This is a genomic window from Dietzia sp. CQ4, from assembly GCF_014145125.1.
In the GTDB taxonomy this organism is placed as follows: domain Bacteria; phylum Actinomycetota; class Actinomycetes; order Mycobacteriales; family Mycobacteriaceae; genus Dietzia; species Dietzia natronolimnaea.
Genome location: NZ_JAALDZ010000431.1, coordinates 1 through 1207, shown reverse-complemented (window position 1 = coordinate 1207; position 1207 = coordinate 1). Strand labels below are relative to the sequence as shown.

Here is a 1207-nt window from a genome sequence, read left to right as displayed (position 1 = left end):
CCTTCGTGGGTGGTCAGGCGGGTAGTTGCATCAGGTCATCGGTGCTCACCTCCGTCGGCGAGCTGGTGGCGGGGTCGGTGGTCAGGGTGAGTCGGCAGCGGCTGAGGACTTCGAGACCGAGGTAGCGGCGGCCTTCGGCCCATTCGTCGGTCTGCTCGGCCAGGACGGCGCCGATGAGGCGAACGATGGCATCCCGGTTCGGGAAGATCCCGACCACGTCGGTGCGGCGTCGGATCTCCCGGTTGAGCCGCTCGGTGGGGTTGTTGGACCAGATCTGCCGCCACACATCGTCGGGGAACGCGATAAACGCCAGCAGGTCCTCGCGGGCATCGCCGAGGTGGTCAGCAACCTCGGGCAGTCTGCCTTCGGTGTAGTCCAAGAGCCGGTCGAACTGGGCATTGACAGCCTCGGCGGTGGGCTGGTCGTAGACGCTATGCAGCATCGCCTTCACGGCCGGCCACATCGACTTGGGGCACGCGGCCATGAGGTTTGCGGCGTAGTGGGTGCGACAGCGCTGCCAGGCGGCCCCGGGCAGGTTCGCCGCGATCGCCTCGATCAGCCCGGCGTGGGCATCGGAGGTCACCAGCCGGACTCCGCCCAGGCCACGGGCCACCAGGTCGGCGAAGAAGGTGTTCCACGAGGCCTTCGTCTCGCTGGTGGCGACTTGCATGCCCAGGACCTCGCGGTGGCCGTCACCGTTGACCCCGGTGGCCAGCAGCACCGAGGCTTTGACGACCTGCTTGTTCTCCCGGACCTTGATCGTCAGCGCATCGGCGGTGACGAACGTGAACGGTCCGGCCTCGTCCAGGCGCCGGTGCCGGAACGCCGCGACCTGCTCATCGAGGTCTTCGGCCATGCGGGAGACCTGGGACTTGGACAGCGAGTCGATGCCGAGAGTTTTGACCAGCTTGTCCATCCGGCGGGTGGAGACCCCGGCCAGGTAGCAGTCCGCCACGACGGTGATCAGCGCGGATTCGGCCCGCTTGCGACGCTCGAGCAGCCACTCGGGAAAGTAGGAGCCCGAGCGGAGCTTGGGGATGGCGACGTCGACGGTGCCGACCCGGGTATCCAGGGGCCGGTGGCGATAACCGTTGCGGTAGTTGGTGCGCTCTGACGAGCGGGCGTTCCACTCGGCGCCGCACACGGCGTCGGCGTCCGCGGACAGCAGGGCGTTGATCATGGTCTGCAGCAGCTCGCGCATCAGATC

At 67.8% G+C, this 1207-nt stretch carries 1 protein-coding gene; it reads right to left on the bottom strand.

The window, feature by feature from the left end; translation table 11 throughout:
• Positions 1 to 13: 13 nt before the first annotated feature.
• Positions 14 to 1207 (bottom strand): IS256 family transposase (locus tag G6031_RS18345; RefSeq protein WP_182654058.1); only part of this gene is annotated, 1194 nt, incomplete at its 5' end.